The sequence below is a fragment of the Pseudomonas sp. RIT778 genome (genome assembly GCF_019718735.1).
Lineage (GTDB): Bacteria > Pseudomonadota > Gammaproteobacteria > Pseudomonadales > Pseudomonadaceae > Aquipseudomonas > Aquipseudomonas aphyarum.
The window spans coordinates 159,342-178,603 of sequence record NZ_JAIHBA010000002.1 but is presented as its reverse complement, the minus strand read 5'-3'; the positions used below and the strand labels follow the sequence as shown (position 1 = coordinate 178,603).

General features: G+C 57.7%; 17 protein-coding genes. 13 read left to right on the top strand and 4 right to left on the bottom strand.

Features of this window, described 5'->3' with window-relative positions:
- Positions 1–174: 174 nt before the first annotated feature.
- Positions 175–912 (bottom strand): thioesterase II family protein, encoded by a 738-nt coding sequence (locus K5E37_RS02315; protein WP_221533012.1) that lies wholly within the window; start codon positions 910–912, stop codon positions 175–177.
- Positions 913–1,041: 129 nt separating this feature from the next.
- On the opposite strand from K5E37_RS02315, the gene K5E37_RS02310 reads away from it, so the two are divergent.
- Complete coding sequence (locus K5E37_RS02310) at positions 1,042–2,175, top strand: cupin-like domain-containing protein (protein ID WP_221533011.1); 1,134 nt, start codon at positions 1,042–1,044, stop codon at positions 2,173–2,175.
- 6 nt (positions 2,176–2,181) lie between these two features.
- Here K5E37_RS02310 and K5E37_RS02305 read toward each other — a convergent pair whose 3' ends face one another.
- Positions 2,182–3,354 (bottom strand): MFS transporter, encoded by a 1,173-nt coding sequence (locus K5E37_RS02305; RefSeq protein WP_221533010.1) that lies wholly within the window; start codon positions 3,352–3,354, stop codon positions 2,182–2,184.
- An 84-nt stretch (positions 3,355–3,438) separates the two neighbouring features.
- Positions 3,439–4,614: a 1-deoxy-D-xylulose-5-phosphate reductoisomerase gene (gene ispC / locus K5E37_RS02300; RefSeq protein WP_311776177.1), complete on the bottom strand. Its 1,176-nt coding sequence runs from the start codon at positions 4,612–4,614 to the stop codon at positions 3,439–3,441.
- Between the two features lie 399 nt (positions 4,615–5,013).
- Between ispC and idi the strand changes: the two genes are divergently transcribed.
- From idi to K5E37_RS02245, 11 genes are all read left to right on the top strand, one after another.
- Entirely contained in the window at positions 5,014–5,559 is a 546-nt protein-coding gene (gene idi, locus K5E37_RS02295) for an isopentenyl-diphosphate Delta-isomerase (protein WP_221533008.1), read from the top strand.
- Positions 5,560–5,572: 13 nt separating this feature from the next.
- Positions 5,573–7,405 (top strand): 1-deoxy-D-xylulose-5-phosphate synthase, encoded by a 1,833-nt coding sequence (gene dxs / locus K5E37_RS02290; RefSeq protein ID WP_221533007.1) that lies wholly within the window; start codon positions 5,573–5,575, stop codon positions 7,403–7,405.
- Between the two features lie 27 nt (positions 7,406–7,432).
- Positions 7,433–8,392 carry a cyclopropane-fatty-acyl-phospholipid synthase family protein gene (locus K5E37_RS02285; protein WP_221533006.1) on the top strand — a complete coding sequence of 320 codons (960 nt, stop codon included), beginning with the start codon at positions 7,433–7,435 and terminating at the stop codon, positions 8,390–8,392.
- A gap of 30 nt (positions 8,393–8,422) precedes the next feature.
- Positions 8,423–9,502 (top strand): terpene synthase family protein, encoded by a 1,080-nt coding sequence (locus K5E37_RS02280; RefSeq protein ID WP_221533005.1) that lies wholly within the window; start codon positions 8,423–8,425, stop codon positions 9,500–9,502.
- A gap of 104 nt (positions 9,503–9,606) precedes the next feature.
- A complete protein-coding gene (locus K5E37_RS02275; protein ID WP_260403911.1) occupies positions 9,607–10,641 on the top strand; it encodes a Rieske (2Fe-2S) protein in 1,035 nt (344 codons plus the stop codon).
- Between the two features lie 167 nt (positions 10,642–10,808).
- Entirely contained in the window at positions 10,809–11,738 is a 930-nt protein-coding gene (gene ispH, locus K5E37_RS02270) for a 4-hydroxy-3-methylbut-2-enyl diphosphate reductase (RefSeq protein ID WP_221533003.1), read from the top strand.
- 25 nt (positions 11,739–11,763) lie between these two features.
- Positions 11,764–13,032, top strand: coding sequence for a flavodoxin-dependent (E)-4-hydroxy-3-methylbut-2-enyl-diphosphate synthase (gene ispG, locus K5E37_RS02265; protein ID WP_221533002.1), 1,269 nt, complete (start codon positions 11,764–11,766; stop codon positions 13,030–13,032).
- Positions 13,033–13,276: 244 nt separating this feature from the next.
- Positions 13,277–14,077: a glucose 1-dehydrogenase gene (locus K5E37_RS02260; RefSeq protein WP_039770079.1), complete on the top strand. Its 801-nt coding sequence runs from the start codon at positions 13,277–13,279 to the stop codon at positions 14,075–14,077.
- Positions 14,070–15,896 carry a glycoside hydrolase family 15 protein gene (locus K5E37_RS02255; RefSeq protein ID WP_221533001.1) on the top strand — a complete coding sequence of 609 codons (1,827 nt, stop codon included), beginning with the start codon at positions 14,070–14,072 and terminating at the stop codon, positions 15,894–15,896. The genes K5E37_RS02260 and K5E37_RS02255 overlap by 8 nt, the downstream gene beginning before the upstream one ends.
- Positions 15,897–16,204: 308 nt before the next feature.
- On the top strand, positions 16,205–16,594 hold the full coding sequence (locus tag K5E37_RS02250) for a hypothetical protein (protein WP_085612884.1): 390 nt from the start codon (positions 16,205–16,207) through the stop codon (positions 16,592–16,594).
- A gap of 11 nt (positions 16,595–16,605) precedes the next feature.
- Entirely contained in the window at positions 16,606–17,238 is a 633-nt protein-coding gene (locus K5E37_RS02245; RefSeq protein WP_221533000.1) for a BRCT domain-containing protein, read from the top strand.
- A 12-nt stretch (positions 17,239–17,250) separates the two neighbouring features.
- On the opposite strand, the gene K5E37_RS02240 is transcribed toward K5E37_RS02245, so the two are convergent.
- Entirely contained in the window at positions 17,251–18,234 is a 984-nt protein-coding gene (locus K5E37_RS02240; protein WP_221532999.1) for a GlxA family transcriptional regulator, read from the bottom strand.
- 88 nt (positions 18,235–18,322) lie between these two features.
- Here K5E37_RS02240 and inhA point away from each other — a divergent pair, with 88 nt between their 5' ends.
- Entirely contained in the window at positions 18,323–19,009 is a 687-nt protein-coding gene (inhA, locus tag K5E37_RS02235) for an isonitrile hydratase (RefSeq protein WP_221532998.1), read from the top strand.
- Positions 19,010–19,262 lie beyond the last annotated feature (253 nt).

The following is a 19,262-nucleotide window of genomic DNA, read 5'->3' as shown; positions in this document are numbered from 1 at the left end:
TTCTTGGCATCCGGATCAGTAGGCAGGCAGCACAAAGGCACGTCGTCCCTATAAAACGAATGCAGACCGGAAAAATTAGCGATTGAGAAGAAGTGTCAGAGGGGAGGTAGAGCGCGGATTTTCTGGTTTTCCAAATACCCCTGTGGGAGCGAGCTCGCTCCCACAGGTAAAGCCTCAGGCCGAGACGGCCAGCGCGTGGCGCCGGTGATGCACCTCAAGTTGATCCTTGATTACCTTGAGCACTCGGGCTTCGTGTTCATGAATGAAGAAGTGCCCGCCGGCCAGCATGTCCACCGAGAAACTGCCCGAGGTTTCCTTGCTCCAGCCGATCAATTGTTCGGTGGTGGCCTTGTCGGCCTTGCCGCCGAGCACATGCACCGGGCATTTGAGCAGCGGACGCTGCAACGGCTGGAACTTGCCACAGAGCAGGAAATCCGCGCGCAGGATCGGCAGGGTCAGGCTCATCAACTCTTCGTTGGCCAGCACTTCCTCGCTGGTGCCGTTGAGCGTGCGCAACTGATCGATCAGCTCGGCGTCGGTTTTGGGGTCGGCAAAACCGCGGTCGTAATCGGCGCGCATGGTCGGCGCAGCGGTGCCCGAAGCGAACAGCGCCACCGGTTCCGGGCAGCCCAGCGCCCGCAGTGCATGGGCGATTTCGCAGGCCATCAGCGCGCCCAGGCTATGGCCGAACAACGCATAAGGGGTCTTGAGCGTCGGGCGCAACTCCCTGGCCAGTTGCATCGCCAGTGCGCGCATGTCGGTGTGCAGCGGTTCGTCGAACCGTGCGCCGCGCCCCGGCAGCTCCACCGGTTGCAGTTGCAGCCATTGCGGCAGCTTCGGCCGCCAGCGGCTGTAGACCATGGCACTGGCGCCGGAGTACGGCAGGCACAGCAGGGTCAACTTGGTCACCACGCTTCCCTCGAAAAAATGTCTCTTCAAAAGGGTACGGATCAACGACCCGGAGAATTAGTCGGCGGTGGCTAAATTTCCCCGACAAACACTCGTTAACCGTTCAGGCCAAAACAACAACGAGGATTCACCGTGGACCTGCAGACCATCCTGGGCAAGCTGTTCGCCAATGCCGGTGCCGTCGGCATCGAAGGCGTTTTCCAATTCGTGCTGGGTCCACAGCTGGCGTGCTGGTCCGAGGTCAAGGCCAGCACCCGTACCGAGGCCGGTCGACACCCGAACCCGGACGTGACCATTGAAGTGGCGCCGAACGATTTCGCCGGGATCATGGGCGGCACCGCCAACGTCGAAGAACTGTTCGCCAGCGGGCGGCTGAAGATCGGCGGCAATATGGGCCTGGCGACGATGCTGCCGCAGATCATCGACCAGGCCCGCCACGGTGGCGCGCCGGCGCAAAAGGTCGACATGAACAAGCGCTACCCGACGCCGCCGCGCCGCAGTGAAACCATCACCGCCGCACGACCGGTGCAGACCGTCGTCGAGCGCCGGCCGCGCAGCGAGTTGTCAGTCCAGGAATTCGAGGAGCGCTACCTGCCCTTCGGCACGCCGGTGGTCATCAGCAACGCCTTGCACGACTGGCCGCTGTTCAAGCTCAGCCGCGAAGAGTCGCTGGTGCATTTCGCCGAACTGCAAGGCATCACCCGCCACGGCGATTACGTGAAGAAAACCTTCTCCACCGAACGGGATTTCCGCTCCACCTCAATGGCCGATTTCATCGCTTCGCTGGACAGTCCGGCAGCCAAGAGTGCGGACGGCGAGCCGCCGGCGTATATGGGCAACAACATCCTGCCGGCCGCGCTGATGCAGCAGATCAAATACCCGCCCTACTTCGATGGCTCGCTGTTCATCCCGCCACGGATCTGGATCGGCCCCAAGGGCACGCTGACGCCGCTGCACCGCGACGACTCCGACAACCTGTTTGCCCAGGTCTGGGGCCAGAAGAAATTCACCCTCGCTGCGCCCCACCACCGCGAAGCGCTGGGCACCTGGTCCACCGCGCCGGAAGGTGGGCTGGACGGCTGCGATTTCAACCCGGATGCGCCGGACTATGAGCGCTGCCCCGCCGCACGCGACGTGACGTTCCTGCGCGTGACCCTGGAGGCCGGCGACCTGCTGTTCCTGCCGGAAGGCTGGTTCCATCAGGTGGAGTCGGTCTCGACGTCGCTGTCGGTCAACTTCTGGGTGAACTCGGGCCGGGGCTGGTAACCGGCATTATTTGAGGTGACGAAAGCTCTGCACCGCCGAGCCCAGCACCACTGCCCCGGCGGCAATCGCCAGCCAGAAACCGCTGCGCGCGCCGAACGCATCCACCAGTGCACCGGAACCGGCGGCGCCGATGGCCACGCCGATGCTCAGACCCGTCACCAGCCAAGTCAGGCCTTCGGTGAGTTTGGCCGGCGGCACGATGCGCTCAATCAACGCCATCGCCACGATCAGGGTCGGCGAGAAGAACAGCCCGGCGATGAACACCGCCACGGCCAACCCGAAGATGTTGGTCGCCAGTAACAAGGGCAAAGTGGTCACCGCGGTCGCCAGACCGCCGTAGAGAAACAGGCGCGGCAACGGCAACTTCGAGCGCATCGCGCCGAAGGCAATGCCAGCCAGACAGGAACCGATGGCATACACCGACAACACGATGCTCGCCGCCGCCGGCTGCCCCTGCTGCTGGGCGAACGCGACGCTGACCACATCCACCACGCCGACAATCACGCCCATGGCGAGCATCAACGCCAGCAGCCATTGCACGTCGGTCGAGCGAATGATCGAGCCTTGATGCTGCGATTCGTGCGGATGCACCGGCGGCTCGGTGCTGCGCTGGGCGACGAACGCCGTTACGCCGATCGCCAGCATCAACAACGCCGCCAGCGGCCCGGCCTCGGGAAACACACCGACGCACAAGCCTACCGACAGCGGCGGGCCGACAATAAAGCAGACTTCGTCGAGCACCGACTCCAGCGCATAAGCGGTCTGCAACTGCGACTGGCCGCGATAGATTTCGGTCCAGCGCGCCCGCGCCATCGCCGACATGCTCGGCATGCAACCGGCCAGCGCGGCGCAGACAAACAGGGTCCAGGTCGGCGCCTGCAAGCGGGTGCACAACAGCAACATCAGCAGCGCGCCCCCGCCGATCAGCGCCGCCACCGGCAGCACTCGCCCCTGACCGAAACGGTCCACCAGCCGCGACACCTGCGGCGCGCAAAACGCCGTGGCCAGCGCAAACGTCGCCGCCACCCCGCCCGCCAACGCATAGCCGCCGGTCAATTGCGAGAGCATGGTGATCACGCCGATGCCAGTCATGGAAATCGGCATGCGCGCGATCATCGCGGCAATCACAAAAGCCCGGGCGCCGGGGGCGTTGAACAGTTCGCGGTAAGGGTTTGCCATCGGATGCAGCCTCATCAGGGGCGGCCAAGTTGCCACAAAGCCTGACGGCCGGGGAAGCGAGGAATTGTTGGTGGAGTGTGAAGACTACAAGCGTGCGATTGACTCACGACTGACTCTACGTGCCTGGTCATCTATTGCCAGAATGTCGTCAATCGTATTAACCGGCGCTGAGTCGATGCGTTGCAGGGTTCGATCAATGACTCGCACGATGTCAGTAAAAGAAATTCGCAAGGACAAGAAGGCGTCGACCGCCACTTCATTTGACGCGTTCAGGACAATACTTGCCGCCGGCGGCTGATTGATCACCTCCATGGCCAACTCAAGGCACGGGAAACGAACAAGATCAGGTTTCTCGAAGGTCAATGCCGACAACTGGCTGAGATCCAAAGGCGCGACGCCTGAAGTTATACGTTGCGGATAGGCCAACGCATGGGCAATGGACATGCGCATATCGGGATTGCCCATCTGTGCCAGTACGGACTGATCCCGAAAAACCACCATCGAATGAACAATGCTCTGAGGGTGTATCAGCGCCTCGATACGCGACGGCGCCGTATTGAACAACCAGCTGGCCTCAATGATCTCCAGGCCTTTGTTAATCATCGTTGCTGAGTCGACGGATATTTTTCGGCCCATCACCCAGTTGGGATGAGCACAGGCTTCTTTGGGCGTAACGTCTCTGAGCGATGCCAGCGAACGCGTCCTGAACGGCCCGCCCGAGGCGGTCAGAATCAACCGCTCAACGCCGGATAATTCGGGATCACAACCTTGCAAGCATTGAAAGATCGCATTGTGTTCGCTATCCAGCGGCAAAATAACTGCACCGGACTCTCTGGCCGTGCGCATGAACAACGCACCAGACATGACTAAGGCTTCCTTGTTGGCCAAGAGTATTTTTTTTCCGGCCCGGGCAGCGCTCAAAGTTGGCAGAAGCCCTGCCGCACCGACAATGGCAGCAACGACGGTATCGCACTCTGCGACACAAACGACCTCGCACAAAGCCTCAATACCGCAACATACTTCGGTACGTGACTGTACTGCCTGTAGATGTGCCTGAAGCTCTATCGCGTGGTGCGGTTCACTTACGATAGCCACGATCGGGTTAAACTCAAGACACTGTTGAAAAAGCTTTTTTATATTGCAATGCGCACTTAATGCATACACAACATACTTGTCAGAGTTACGTGCGACCACATCTAAAACACTGTCGCCAATAGACCCGGTAGAACCGAGAACACATAGGCGCTGTAACATTTGAATACCCTAACCCATCAAAACCAGACGTTAAAACTTCGATATATAAAAAATCGAAATCACCCAACATCAAAAAAACTCCCACGACCTGCGACATCCACCATCACAAAATTCAGAGAAGTTCTGTCTGACAATAGCTACAAAGCTACGTACCACAAGTGCTATCTCTATGAGCGTTTGCTATAAGCATCAATACAATTCTGAATATTCACTCGCAAAATACCGCATACACCATAGAACTATACAACCAGAAAAAAGCACCAAGAATAAGAAAAAGATCTAATCAAAAATTTGCCCCTTCAACAACAAACAACTAACTTCGAACCACAACACCCGTCTGTTTTTCCCTAAGAAGTCTGGTCAGCGTAGTAACGCCCAGTAGCGAAGACGTATTGGAGTCTAGCTATGGAAGAGTTACTTATTCTGGTCGATCGGCGAGATCGTAAAAAAGGCTGTGCGCCCAAGTTGCAGGCCCATCAATTCGGGCTTTTGCACCGTGCGTTCTCGATCTTCATTTTCGATAACACTGGCCGTGTCCTGTTACAACAACGCGCCTTCGGCAAATACCATTCTCAAGGCCTGTGGACCAACACTTGCTGCGGGCATCCCCGGCTTGGCGAGCGGACGCTTTCAGCCGCAAAACGCCGTTTGCAGGAAGAGATGGGCATAGCCTGCTCCTTGCGCAAGGTCTCCACGCTGCTCTACCGCGAAGAAGTCTCGAACCAACTGATAGAGCACGAGTTCGACCACGTGTTCGTCGGTGTCAGTGACTGTGACCCCATCGCCAATCCCGAAGAAGCCCATGCATGGCAATGGCTCAAGCTTTCACAACTCCCCGCACGAATAGCAGCTGCCCCCGAGACCTTCACCGTTTGGTTCCGTCGGATCGTCGAGACCACCGGAGTTTCCAGGATAAGCGCCTGGAAAGAACTCGCAAAAATGAGCCACTAGAAAGGAATCCAGCATGTTCGAATTACTCAAGACCATCGATAGCCCGGTTGATTTGCGTGCGCTGCATGTCGCCGCCCTGGGCCCACTCGTGGATGAACTGCGGGCGTTCATTTTGCATAGTGTCGCTAGAACCGGCGGTCACCTCTCGGCCAACCTTGGCACCGTGGAATTGATTGTTGCGCTGCATTACGTGTTCAACACCCCCAACGACAGAATCGTGTGGGATGTCGGCCATCAGGCCTACGCCCACAAAATCCTTACCGGACGACGTGAGGCGATGGAGAGCATTCGCCAATTCGGTGGAATTTCCGGCTTTCCCCGCCGTTGCGAATCTGAATTCGACACCTTTGGCACGGCGCACTCGAGCACTTCCATCTCGGCGGCACTGGGCATGGCGTTGGCAGCTCGTAATCAATCGCAACCCCGCCATTGCGTAGCAGTAATCGGAGACGGCGCGGTAACCGGCGGCATGGCATACGAAGCGATGAACAATGCCGGCTTATATAAGGAATTGCCGTTTCTTGTGATTCTCAACGACAACGATATGTCGATCTCGCCACCGGTCGGGGCCTTACGCGAATACTTCGGGAATTTGAAACAGTTAAAAGAGTCAGGAACCGAGGCGACTTTTTTCGAAGCCTTGGGCTTTGGCTACACAGGCCCCATCAACGGTCATCATCTCGACGAGTTGCTCCCTGCGCTGCACGCCCTGAAAAAACTGCGCGGCCCGCAACTGCTGCACATTGTCACAGAAAAGGGGCACGGTTATTCACCGGCAGCATCCAACCCGGTGCTTTACCACGGACCGGGACAATTTGACCCCGCACACGGTATCGATCCCCCTGTGACCAGCAAGGCCACTTACACCCAAGTATTTGGCAGGTGGATATGTGATGAAGCTGAACGTGATCCAAACGTCGTGGCAATCACCCCAGCGATGTGCGAAGGATCAGGTCTGGTGGAGTTCGAACGACGCTTCCCCGACCGTTTTTTCGATGTCGGAATTTCCGAACAACACGCGCTGACCTTCGCTGCAGGATTGGCAGCCGAGGGTTTGAAACCGGTGGTGGCGATCTACTCGACCTTTTTGCAACGAGCTTTCGACCAGTTGATTCACGATATCGCTATCCAGAATCTGCCTGTGGTTTTCGCCATAGACCGGGCTGGTATCGTCGGTGCCGACGGTGCCACTCACACGGGCGCTTTCGACATCGCTTATCTGCGCTGTATACCGAACCTTACTGTCATGGCCCCGGCAGATGAAGACGAATGCCGACTGATGTTCCACACCGCCCTCCTCCAAAAAGGCCCGAGTGCAGTGCGATATCCACGCGGATCGGGTAACGGCGTCGTCACGTCGCGGGCATTGCATACCCTGCCGGTGGGCAAAGGTGAAATCCGCCGAAACTCCACGCAGCCCACGGGCTATCGCATCGCTATCCTGGCATTTGGCTCGATGCTGCGCCCCGCCCTTGAAGCCGCCGAAGCATTCGACGCCACTGTCGCCAACATGCGCTTTATCAAACCCCTCGATGGGGCCCTAGTTGAGCAACTGGCCCGGAACCATGATCTGTTGGTAACCATTGAGGAAGGTTGCGTGATGGCGGGTGTTGGCTCAGCGTGCCTGGAGCAGTTAGCCGCGATCAGCCACTCACCGCCAGTGCTGCAATTGGGCTTCGTCGATCAATTCATCGAGCACGGTGCATCTGAAAAATTACTGAGTATGTGCGGGCTCGATGCGCCCGGGATCACGCGTTCGATAGAGGTATTTATAAGCCGCCTCGATGTGAAGTTTCCCGACAACAGCAACGCAACGATCGGCGTGTCGTTGCGGACACGAGTATGACGTGAATATTCACAAGGAGAGAAAACAATGAGCAAACAAGCCAAACCGGCTGTCATCGCCGACGAAACTCACTTGCCCTATCAGATCATTCAAGGATCGAGCGTCGATAACTACCAGGAAAAGGTTGTATACACCTATGGCGACAGTCCCGAAGACTGGCGCAAGGCGATCGGTAATTACATCCTCTTCCAGTTCGGTGTCTATGACGATCCACGTTCGACACCGCCAATCAGCCTCGACGAGTCAGGTATTCGCTACTTTGAGCGCCAACTGAAACTGGCAGGTCTGGAAGAACCCGATCGCCCACCGATCAAACGTATTCTCGATATCGGCTGTGGCTGGGGTTACATCCTTAAGTACCTGGCCGAACGCTTCCCGGAATGCCAGCACCTCGACGGCGTGAACGTCAGCCGGCGCCAACTGGAATTCTGCGCAAAATTTCACGCCGAACAGGGTTTGACCGATCGCATCAATCTGTACCTGTGCAACGCCAAAGACATCGAATTGCTCCCCGATGCCGATGAGCCCTATGACCTGGTGATCATTCGCGGCGTGATCTCGCACTTTCCCGATGAACTCTACGAAAACACCATGCGCGCCCTCTTTTCTCGAGTGCGCGAAAGCGGCGTCGTAGTGATTTCCGACAACCTATACAACACCGATCCCAAGGAATACAAACCCGACACTCCGGACGACGTGGATCGCTTGGCCTGCAAACACCGCAAGACACCTGAGTACTTTCGTCAAGTGCTGGAAGAGAGTGGTTTCACCACTCATGACATGCGCGTATTGCCATCCAACATAGATGTTGCACGCTGGTTGATGGATTCGAAAGCCAATATTGAAAACGAGGAACTGTTTCCGAATGGGGTGACGGGGGCATTGGAAGAGTTGCGGGTATTGGCGGAGAACTGGTCGGTGGCGCTGCTTAAGAACAAGGTTTCTACTTATAGTGTGATTGTGAAAAAGCCAGGCGAAAAGTTCTGATCGCTTTTAAAAATATCACAAGGAGTCTACATGACCACTCTTACACTAACCAATATCAATTGCCCATTGCCATATAAAATTTATCCAGAAAGTGAAAAGCTTGAGGAAGGAGTTATCTCGTGGATGGATAAATGGCATTTATACAGTGATGAAAAACATCGGCAACGTCTGGCCAGCGTTGGATGCGGCCGCCTGGCGGCACTGATGTACCCCGATGCGGCGAGTGCTGATATCGCACAAATCTTCGCGGACTATACTCTTTGGGCTTTTTCATTTGACGACGAGTACTGCGACGAAGGTGCAATGAGTGAAAACCCCGCGCGATCAATTACCGCCATGTTACAGATGCAACGCTCGATCGAATCACCCGAAGTCCCCGCTTACCCTGAAAACAATTTTGCAATGGCTTTACGCGACATACGTTTAAGGCTGGACAAATATACAACTCCATTACACACCTCTAGATTTGTAAATACTCAACGTGGTTACTTCATGGTCGAAGTAGGAAAACTGGTCAATCCACAACCAACCTTGAACGATTGCGCACTGCTGCGTCTTAGTTCAGGTGGCGGAATGGTTTTTCCAACTTTTGGCCATATTAGCACCCTGGTCAATATAAGCCAGTCAGATATGGAGGATCGACGCCTATGTGCTCTGACCGAAATGGCTGCAATGATGATTGTCTGGGAAAGTGACTTCTTTTCGTATGGCAAGGAACTGGCAAGAGATCCCGAGGGCAGACAACATAATATTGTCTCTCTGATTCAACAGCGCACTGGAATTACTCATAATCAAGCATTGGCAGAAGCTTTCAGCATGCGCGACAACATTGCTGGCTTGTATATGCGACTGAGAGATTCTGTGCTAGCAAAAGCGTCACCGGAAGTTGAAGCCTATATCCAGAGCCTGGATTGTTACTGGCGCGGGGGGTTGGAGTGGATAATTGAAAACCCTCGATACCGTTACTTGAATGGAGTCGACGGACCACTGGCTTATTACGGGGGAACTCTGACCGAGAACTTCCCGGATAGTTGCAGGGGAATAGTCGATATTCCTTCAATATCTTGGTGGTGGCATTACGATCCTTTGCATTCAGCCCCTATAGACTAGGCCACATAGAGAAAAAGTGTGCGACAGGAATCCGTCGATTACGAGATAGTGGGGAAACTCACCGTCCATTAATACTCAACTATAGGTGGGATCACTTCGTGACAATGTCGAGCACTCCTAATGAGAGGATAACTCCATCAACTTTATATCCTGACGGCTGGTTCGTACTGTGCTTCGCCAGTGAACTCAAACCCAAAGCTGTGAAAACGGTGCCATTCATGGGCGAGGAATTAGTGCTTTACCGCACGGAATCAGGCGCTGTCCGAGCCGTCGAGCCCTTTTGTCCGCACCTGGGTGCCCATCTCGGAAGAGGAGGAAAGATCGTCGGCGAAACCATTGTGTGCCCGTTTCATCATTTCGCGTTCACTGCGGATGGCCATTGCCTACACACTCCCAGCGGGATCAAACCGCCACAGGCAAGGCTCGCTCACCGCCGAGTACAAGAATGGAACGGACTGATATTCGTGTGGCAGGGATCTGATGTACCCCACGCAATATGGAAACTGCCCGACCTTCAATTGGCAGGATTTCCCACTCCGCTCAGAAGTCATCACAACGAACGGGGCAACCTCCAGAACATAGGCGAAAATGTCTTTGACCTGAACCATTTCGCACCTGTTCACAGCTGGATGAATGCAGTCATGCAGCCACCTATCGCCGAAGGTCATCAACTGACAGTCCAGTACACTATGGAAGTACTCGGGCTCGCCATAGAGATGAAAATGACGCTTTACGGGCTCGGATTAACGGTTGTGGATGTGACCCAGAAACGACTAGGTCTGCATATCATATTGATGGTGACTCCTACCCAGATAGCCCCACTCCAATGGTCATTGAAAGACTTCATGGTGCTTCGGGTCGAGAGGCTCTCGATGTTCCCACGCTGGATCAGAAACACATTGAATCTGGCCCTGACAGCGGCGGCTTACCATTTCTGGTTCATTCCTGAGGCGAAAAAAGACCTTCATATCTGGGCCTACAGAAATTACGGCGCAAAACCGAAACTCACCGTCAACGAAGGCCCTATTATGATTTTCCGCAATTGGACAGCGCAGTTCTATCCACCTCATGAAGTCCCGCCCGAAAAGCTACCGCTAACGGGAACGCTCATTGCTTCTACCCGCGACATACACACTTGAAGTGTCACGGAGCCAGAGCCAGCAATGGACACTGATCGCCCTTTGAGTAGCATCGAACAGCCGTAAAAGCCCCTCGCGAACCTTTAGCGACAGAGATGTGGGCGAAGCCTGTTCAGATAGATTGTGCTCATTGACAGGTAAATACCGAAGGAACGTGAGAATCCACCATGAAAGTCATCCTCGCCCAACCCCGAGGTTTCTGCGCCGGTGTAGTTCGCGCTGTCGATACCGTCGAACAGGCCCTTGAGCAATTCGGTGCACCAGTCTATGTGCGGCACGAAATCGTCCATAACCAGCACGTGGTCGAGGACTTGCGGGCCAAAGGAGCACGATTCGTCGAAGATCTGAATGAAGTCCCAGCCAATGCCGTCACGATTTTCAGCGCTCATGGTGTTGGAAAAGAGGTAGAAAACGATGCTCACCAGCGGGGATTAAAGGTCCTGGACGCCACCTGCCCGCTGGTAACCAAAGTGCACAACCACGGCCGTCAATACGCCGCCCGAGGTTATCAGGTGATCCTGATTGGCGAACCGGACCATCCCGAGGTGATCGGCACGCTCGGACAAATTCCCTCTCCGGTGGTGGTCGTACAAACCGAAGCGCAAGTCGCCACACTCGAGTTTTCACAGGACACACCGCTGGCCTACATCACCCAAACCACCCTCAGCGTCGACGACACCCATGCAGTAGTCGACGCACTCAAGCGACGTTATCCGCAGATCATCGGACCCGACACCCGCGACATTTGCTATGCCGTACAGAACCGTCAAACGGCTGTACGTGAACTGAGCCAATGCGTCGATGTGGTGCTGGTGATCGGCAGCCCACAAAGCGCCAACTCCGTGACGTTGCGTGATATCGCCGCTGAAACAGGAATCCCCAGTTACCTGATCGCCGATGGCAGCGCAGTTCACAGCGAATGGCTTAACGATCAATCGACCATCGGTATTACCGCCGGCGCTTCAACACCCGAGGCGATGGTCAATGATGTGCTCAATGCGCTGAACAGGATCGCCCCGCTCGAGATCGAGACCCTACCAGGACGCGAAGAGCATGCTCACTTCCGTTTGCCCGACGGTTTGATTGCCCGTCAGTAAGCCGCGCCCTACAGGAGTCGTATCCATGGACAGCCCTATCGCTCGACGCAACACCCGGCAAGTCATCATCGGTCCTGTCAACGTAGGCAGCGACGGGCCCGTTGTTGTGCAGGCCATGACCAATACCGATACCGCCGACGCCCAAACTACAGCCCGCCAGGTCGAAAGCCTCGCGCTGGCAGGCGCCGAACTGGTGCGGATCACAGTCAACAGTCACGACGCCGCAGCGCAGGTAGCACACATTCGCGAGCTTCTGGATCGGCGCAACATCAAGGTGCCGCTGGTGGGTGACTTTCATTTCAACGGCCATCGTTTATTAGCGGCATATCCCGAATGCGCCGAGGCACTGGGCAAGTACCGCATCAACCCCGGCAATGTCGGCAAGGGCGCCAAGCGTGACGAGCAGTTCTGCAGCATGATCGAAGCCGCCTGCCGCTACGGCAAGCCGGTGAGAATCGGTGTTAACTGGGGGAGCCTGGACCCGGATTTGCTGGCTCGGATGATGGACGCAAACGCAGCATCAGCCCTGCCGCTGGAGTCCGATGCGGTGATGCGTGAGGCACTAGTGGTATCGGCGCTGGAGAATGCGCAACGGGCCATCGACGTCGGCTTGTCGGCAGACCGGATTGTGCTGTCGGCAAAAGTCAGCCATGTGCAGGATTTGATCGCGGTGTACCGGAGTCTCGCCGCACGTTGCGATTTTCCGCTGCATCTGGGATTGACCGAGGCCGGCATGGGCTCCAAAGGTATCGTCGCCTCCTCTACCGCGCTGGCGGTGCTTTTGCAGGAAGGCATCGGTGACACGCTGCGCATTTCCCTGACTCCGGAACCCAACGGTGACCGCACCCGTGAAGTGCTCGTGGCACAGCAGATTCTGCAGGTCATGGGCTTGCGTGCATTTACCCCCACCGTGGTGTCCTGTCCCGGGTGCGGGCGCACCACCAGCAGCTTTTTTCAGGAACTGGCGCAGCAGATTGATGGTTTTCTTCAGGCCCGAATGCCCGAGTGGAAAATGCAATTTCCCGGCGTCGAAAATATGCATGTCGCGGTCATGGGCTGCGTCGTCAATGGCCCGGGCGAAAGCCGTCTGGCGGACATCGGCATTTCCCTGCCTGGAGCAGGAGAGCATCCATCGGCACCGGTGTACATGGACGGCGAGCGGGTAATGACACTCAAGGGCAGCAACATCGCAACGGACTTCACTGAGTTGCTCGATGCCTACGTGGCTGCCCGGTATGGCCTGCAATCCGAGGCCAAAGCCAGACTGGAAGCACTGTTAAATCCACCCCGGTGAATTTGAATAGATTTAGCAACGTCGTTGGAGATCTCTTCAAGTGTCAATGTGAACTCGTGGCCAAGTTGCCACAAAGCCTGACGGCCGGGGAAGCGAGGAATTGTTGGTGGAGTGTCAAGTCCCTGTGCCGTGCAGGGCCAATCGCTGCCGCATAAACCTGTCGATGATTTCATGTACGCGGATGAACTCTCGCCGCCGCCCATCAGTCAGCTAAATAAGCCCTCAACCCAAGGCGCGACCCTGCATGCAGATTTCCCTCGCCCGTCAGGTGGCACTGGTCACCGGCGCCAGTTCCGGCATCGGCCACGGTGCCGCCAAAGCCCTGGCCGCTGCCGGTGCTGCCGTGGTCATCAACTACAACCGCCAGGCCGAGCCCGCCGAAGCGCTGGCCCGGCAGATCGTCGCCGACGGTGGCCAGGCCATCGCCATCGGCGCCGATGTCTCGAAGGAGGAAGACGTCGAGCGGCTGTTCCAGCAGACCCTCGACGCCTTTGGAACGCTGGACATTCTGGTGGCCAATTCCGGCCTGCAAAAAGACGCGGCGGCTGTGGATATGTCGCTGGCCGACTGGAACGCGGTGATCGGCGTCAACCTCACCGGCCAGTTCCTCTGCGCCCGCGCCGCGCTGCGGATCTTCAATCGCCAGGGCGTGCGCGAAGGCGTGTCCCGGGCTGCCGGTAAGATCATCCACATGAGTTCGGTACACCAGCGCATTCCCTGGGCCGGGCACGTCAATTACGCAGCGTCCAAGGGCGGCGTCGATCAATTGATGCAGACCCTGGCCCAGGAAGTCAGCCACCAACGCATCCGCATCAACGGCATCGCGCCGGGGGCAATCCGCACGGCCATCAATAAGGACGCCACCGAAGGCGACGCCGCGCAGGACCTGCTCAAACTCATCCCTTACGGGCGCATCGGCGATGTCGAGGACGTGGCCAACGCGGTGGTGTTCCTCGCCTCCGATGCCTCCGACTACATCGTCGGCACCACCCTGTTCATCGACGGCGGCATGAGCCTCTATCCGGAGTTCCGTGGCAATGGCTGAGCATCAATCCGAACGACAAAGTCCCATCGACGCCCACGGCATCATTGGCGACATGCGCAGCGCCGCGCTGGTCAATGACAAGGGCAGCGTGGATTTTTTCTGCTGGCCGGAGTTCGACAGCCCGTCGATTTTCTGTTCGCTGCTCGATACCCCCGATGCCGGGATTTTTCAGCTCGCGCCGGACCTGCCCGATGCCCGGCGCGAACAGATTTACCTGCCGGACACCAACGTCCTGCAAACCCGCTGGCTCAGCGACCACGCCGTGGTGGAAATCACCGACCTGCTGCCGATTGGCGACAACGACGATGCCCTGCCGCTGTTGATGCGCCGGGTGCGGGTGGTCAGCGGGCAGGCGACGTTTCATCTGCGCTGCGCCGTTCGGCATGACTATGCCCGCGCTGAAACCCGCGCTGTCATCGACAAAAAGGATGTGCTGTTCAGCGCCAGCGGGCAGCCGACATTGCGGCTGGCCTCGGATCAAACCTTGAGCGTTGATGACGATGCGGCAGTCGCACAGTTCACCCTCAAGCAGGATCAAACCGCCGCCTTCATGCTCGGCGCCAGCGACGATCCGCGCTTCGCCGAAGGCGCCGCGCAACTGTGCATCGAGCGCACCCTGAAGTTCTGGCGCGACTGGATCGGCCAGTCCAACTATCGCGGTCGCTGGCGCGAAATGGTCAACCGCTCGGCCCTGGCCCTGAAGCTGCTGACCTCGCGCCAGCACGGGGCAATCCTCGCCGCCGCCACCTTCGGCCTGCCGGAAACCCCCGGCGGCGAACGCAACTGGGACTATCGCTACACCTGGATCCGCGACGCTTCCTTTACCGTTTACGCCTTCATGCGCCTGGGTTTTGTCGACGAAGCCAACGGCTACATGCGCTGGCTGCGCGGGCGGGTCAGCGATTGCAGCGGCAAATCGATGAAACTGAACATCCTTTACGCCATCGACGGCCGCCAGGAACTGCCGGAAACCGAACTGGCGCATTTATCCGGCCACGGCGGCGCGAAACCGGTGCGGATCGGCAATGGCGCCTACGACCAGATTCAACTGGATATCTTCGGCGAACTGATGGACGCCGTTTATCTGGTCAACAAATACGGCGACGCGATTTCCCACGAAGGCTGGAAACATGTGATGGAAGTGGTCGATCAGGTCTGTGAGACCTGGCAGACCAAGGATGTAGGCATCTGGGAAATGCGCGGTGAGCAACATCACTTCCTGCACTCACGGCTGATGTGCTGGGTGGCGCTGGACCGCGCCATCCGCCTGGCCTCGAAACGCTCGCTGCCGGCGCCCTTTGCCCGCTGGGACCAGACCCGTCAGGCGATTCATGCCGACATCTGGGACAACTTCTGGAACGAAGAGCGCGGGCATTTTGTGCAATACCAGGGCGGCACGGCGCTGGATGGCTCGATGTTGCTGATGCCGCTGGTGCGCTTTGTCAGTGCCAAGGATCCGAAGTGGCTGGCGACGCTGGAGGCCATCGAAAAAAATCTGGTGCGTGACGGCATGGTTTACCGCTATCGCAACGATGATGCGGGTATCGACGGATTGTCCGGCACTGAAGGCGCCTTCGCTGCGTGCTCGTTCTGGTATGTGGAATGTCTGGCCCGCGCCGGGCAAGTTGAAAAGGCTCACCTGGAATTCGAACAACTGCTGCGTTACGCCAATCCGTTGGGGCTGTACGCGGAGGAATTCGACAACCGTGGCCGGCATCTGGGCAACACACCACAGGCGCTGACGCATCTGGCACTGATCAGTGCAGCGAGTTTTCTGGATCGCAAGTTGAGTGGGGAGAAGAATTACTGGCAGCCGTAGTCATCCATCTTCGCCAGAGCCTGTAGGAAAGATCTCAACTTCAATCGCCGCTTGTAGGAAGGCTACCTACGAGCGGTAAACACCCCCGAGCCTTGCAGTTGAAGGGTTGGCCCACACAATCGATTCCTTTCGATACAACTGGTTGATGGCACGGCCTACAGAAACCTGCCAACCCCGTGTAACGCTTGGCCCGCAACTCGCACTTACACCCCGAAATACCTTGTTGCCAGCTGTTACATCCCCCCCTACCATCCACCGCAACGGGCACAGCGGAGCTGTCCAATAAAAACCCGATTCAAGGAACCAGAATGAGCCAACGCATCCACCGCCAGATCGACACCCCACTGCGCACCGGCCTCAAGCGCGATGAACTGTGGGAAGCCGCCGACAAGGGCCTGATCAAATGCTGGGAAATCGGCCGCCAGCGCGCCACCCGCTTCCCCGACCTCGCTCAACGCTGCAGCGCCGATGAACTACCGGTGCTGGGCTGGAAAGGCGGGGTCAGTCGCAGCCTGAAGAAGAATGAAAAATACGGGTCGCTGAAATACCTCGCCCAGTGGCAAGGGTTGCGTGGGGAAGATCTGGATATTGATCTGAGTGCCGAACGGGTCATGACCTGCTCGCGGACGAAAATGGTGGTGACGTTTACGCCGGATCGCAGCAAGTATCTCAATCAGGTGGCGGAAGCCGAGGCTTAAGGAGAGGCGCAATGGTCGATCTACATCAGGCGTTTCAGAACAGCAGTTTCTTTCATCAGGCCCGAATCGACCGTCGCTCCGTCGACGCGCTGGCTGGAATCGCTGCCGGGCTTGCAGCAGACGGCAAGATCAATCAGCAGGAAGCCGAATTCCTCAAGAACTGGATCGAAACTCACTTGATCCATTTGAGCGATCCAGTCGTCAACATCCTTTATAAGCGTCTCGCCGACATGCTGAGTGACGGCGTTCTTGATGCAGAAGAGTCGGCCGAACTGCTGGAAATGCTTCACCAGTTCGCAGGTCTTCCAGTCGGCGCACAGCAACCCTTCGTTGCCTCAACCTCTCTGCCTCTGGACAACCCTGCTCCGGCATTGAGCTGTGCTGATCGTGTCTTTCTCTTCACCGGTGTCATGGCCTACGGCCCCCGCAAGGACTGTGAAGCGCTGATTGTCGAGCGAGGTGGACTGATCGGCGGCTCGGTCAGCAAAAAGATTCATTATCTGGTGGTGGGCAGCATCGGTAATGATCAATGGCTTCACAGCAGCTACGGCACCAAGATCAAGAAAGCCGTTGAGCTTCGCGACAGTGGCGTGCCGATTGCCATCATCAGCGAAGACCATTGGCAGAAGGTGCTATTCGGATAACGGGCGAAACGCTCAAGGCATTACTGGATCTGCTCCAGCGTTGACCGAAAACCGCTCCCGATAAGCCTGCGGCGTCACCCCCATGGCCCGCAGGAAGCTGCGTCTCAAGGTTTCTTCACTGCCAAACCCACAATTGGCCGCGACCCGTTTGATCGGCAAACCGGTATCGCTCAGCAACCGGCGGGCGGTTTCGACGCGGATCAGTTCGATGGCCCTAGCCGGGGTCTGGCCGGTGTCGGCGCGGTAGTGGCGCACAAAACTGCGTTCGCTCATGCCGGCCTGTTCGGCGAGGGTTGGAATACCCAGATCGCAAGTCAGGTGTTCGGCAATCCACGCGTGCAAATCGTCGAAGCGGTTGCCCTGCTTTTGCAGCGACAGCGTCACGCTGAACTGCGACTGCCCGCCCGGGCGTTTGAGGAACACCACCAGTTGCCGGGCGACGTCCAGGGCCATGTCGCGACCGAGATCGTCTTCGACCATGGCCAGCGCCAGGTCGATGCCGGCGGTGACGCCTGCCGAGGTCCAGACCGGGCCGTCGTTGATGAAGATCGGATTGGGCTCGACCTGCAATTGCGGGTGTTGCTGCGCCAGTTGTTCGCAGCGGGTCCAGTGGGTGACGACCCGGCGACCGTCGAGCCAGCCGCTGGCCGCCAGCAGAAATGCTCCCGTACAAACCGAAGCCACGCGCCGGCATCCATTGGCGTGTTCACGCACCCAACTCACTAACTCAGTGTCTTCGGCAGCGGCGTAAACGCCCCAGCCGCCGGCGATGATCAGGGTATCGCTGGGCTGCTTCGGCAGCGGTTCGACCAGCATTGCCAACCCGGCAGACGAGTTCACCGCCCCGCCACCGCTGGCAATCACCGTTGGCGCGTAAGGCGCAGGCAAACCCTGCTGGCGGGCGATGTCGTTGGCCGAGGCGAAGACCTGCAACGGCCCGGTGACATCGAGCAATTGCACATTGGCGAACGCGAGGACGTGGATGGTTTTCGGCATTTGGCGTAATTCGTGGGCTGATTGGCGTATGCGCCAAAACCTACGCGCCTACAGTGAAGCCGTCCACCCCTTTTCACGGAGAAGAATCATGGCGTTGCAGATCGGTTTTCTGTTGTTTCCCCAGGTGCAACAACTCGACCTGACCGGCCCGTATGACGTGCTGGCCTCGTTGCCGGACGTGCAGGTGCACCTGATCTGGAATGATCTGGTGCCGGTCACCGCCAGCACCGGGCTGGTGCTGAAACCGACCACCACCTTCGAGGACTGCCCGGATCTGGATGTGATCTGCATTCCCGGCGGCGCTGGGGTCGGGCCGTTGATGGAAGACGAGCAGACTCTGGCGTTCATCAAGGCGCAAGCCGCGCAGGCGCGTTACGTGACGTCGGTGTGCACCGGTTCGCTGGTGCTTGGGGCGGCGGGTCTGTTGCAGGGCAAACGGGCGACCACGCACTGGGCTTATCACGATCTGCTGCCGACACTGGGCGCGATTGCGGTGAAGGATCGGGTGGTGCGTGACGGCAATCTGTTTACCGGGGGCGGCATCACGGCGGGGATCGATTTTGCCTTGACGCTGGCGCAGGAACTGGTCGGCGTCGATACGGCGCAACTGGTGCAGTTGCAGTTGGAATATGCGCCGGCGCCGCCGTTTGATTCGGGCAGCCCGGAGACGGCACCGAGTGCGGTTGTCGATGAGGCCCGCAAGCGTGCAGCACCTTCGCTGAAGTTGCGCACGGAAATCACCGAGCGCGCGGCGGCGAAACTCAACCTGCGCTGATCTCCCGCCAAACACAAAATTCCTGGTGGAATATAAAACCCCTGTGGGAGCGGGCTTGCTCGCGAAGGCGTTGTAACATTCAGCAAATCTGTTAGCTGACACACCGCATTCGCGAGCAAGCCCGCTCCCACATTGGGATTTGTGTTTGGCCAATGGCTTTGTTGTTGTCCCGGTTTCTCGCCACACCTTCACTTGTCCCCTCGGCCTTACGAGTGTAGAAAGCCTGTCCACAAATCGTGCACAAGGACTTTCC

What these genes read in the sequence shown, in the direction of transcription:
- idi (WP_221533008.1), top strand. Translation starts at nt 5,014, where the DNA reads ATGGAAGAGTTACTTATTCTGGTCGATCGGCGAGATCGTAAAAAAGGC.
- K5E37_RS02275 (WP_260403911.1), top strand. Translation starts at nt 9,607, where the DNA reads ATGTCGAGCACTCCTAATGAGAGGATAACTCCATCAACTTTATATCCT.
- K5E37_RS02240 (WP_221532999.1), bottom strand. Translation starts at nt 18,234, where the DNA reads ATGCCGAAAACCATCCACGTCCTCGCGTTCGCCAATGTGCAATTGCTC.
- K5E37_RS02280 (WP_221533005.1), top strand. Translation starts at nt 8,423, where the DNA reads ATGACCACTCTTACACTAACCAATATCAATTGCCCATTGCCATATAAA.
- K5E37_RS02305 (WP_221533010.1), bottom strand. Translation starts at nt 3,354, where the DNA reads ATGGCAAACCCTTACCGCGAACTGTTCAACGCCCCCGGCGCCCGGGCT.
- inhA (WP_221532998.1), top strand. Translation starts at nt 18,323, where the DNA reads ATGGCGTTGCAGATCGGTTTTCTGTTGTTTCCCCAGGTGCAACAACTC.
- K5E37_RS02260 (WP_039770079.1), top strand. Translation starts at nt 13,277, where the DNA reads ATGCAGATTTCCCTCGCCCGTCAGGTGGCACTGGTCACCGGCGCCAGT.
- ispG (WP_221533002.1), top strand. Translation starts at nt 11,764, where the DNA reads ATGGACAGCCCTATCGCTCGACGCAACACCCGGCAAGTCATCATCGGT.
- K5E37_RS02285 (WP_221533006.1), top strand. Translation starts at nt 7,433, where the DNA reads ATGAGCAAACAAGCCAAACCGGCTGTCATCGCCGACGAAACTCACTTG.
- K5E37_RS02245 (WP_221533000.1), top strand. Translation starts at nt 16,606, where the DNA reads ATGGTCGATCTACATCAGGCGTTTCAGAACAGCAGTTTCTTTCATCAG.
- ispH (WP_221533003.1), top strand. Translation starts at nt 10,809, where the DNA reads ATGAAAGTCATCCTCGCCCAACCCCGAGGTTTCTGCGCCGGTGTAGTT.
- K5E37_RS02255 (WP_221533001.1), top strand. Translation starts at nt 14,070, where the DNA reads ATGGCTGAGCATCAATCCGAACGACAAAGTCCCATCGACGCCCACGGC.
- K5E37_RS02250 (WP_085612884.1), top strand. Translation starts at nt 16,205, where the DNA reads ATGAGCCAACGCATCCACCGCCAGATCGACACCCCACTGCGCACCGGC.
- dxs (WP_221533007.1), top strand. Translation starts at nt 5,573, where the DNA reads ATGTTCGAATTACTCAAGACCATCGATAGCCCGGTTGATTTGCGTGCG.